General features: G+C 63.3%; 1 protein-coding gene. It reads right to left on the bottom strand.

Features of this window, described 5'->3' with window-relative positions; translation table 11 throughout:
* On the bottom strand, nt 1–256 hold a 256-nt coding region (locus KVS69_RS19880), incomplete at both ends, for an aldehyde dehydrogenase family protein (protein ID WP_217539899.1).

Genomic DNA, 256 nt, shown 5'->3' with positions numbered 1-256 from the left:
CCATTCCGGCCCATTGATATAAACCGAGCCTGCGCGAAGCCGTGTCGCGACCTTGCGCGCATGGCCGAGCTCGCCCTGTACATAGGCCGCCAGACCGTAAGGCGTGTCATTGGCAATCTCGACCGCCTGATCCTCGCCCTCGTAGGAGAGGATGGAGGGCACCGGCCCATACATCTCCACGCGGGCCATGGTCATGTCGTGGCTGTCGTTCCCGTACACGGTCGGGGGCACGTAAAACCCGCGGCTGGGTTTTTCC

It is taken from the genome of Stenotrophomonas sp. GbtcB23 (genome assembly GCF_019091045.1).
GTDB classification, from domain to species: Bacteria; Pseudomonadota; Gammaproteobacteria; order Xanthomonadales; family Xanthomonadaceae; genus Stenotrophomonas; species Stenotrophomonas rhizophila_A.
Note: the sequence above shows the minus strand (reverse complement) of the source record. Positions and strands in the feature narration are given on the sequence as shown.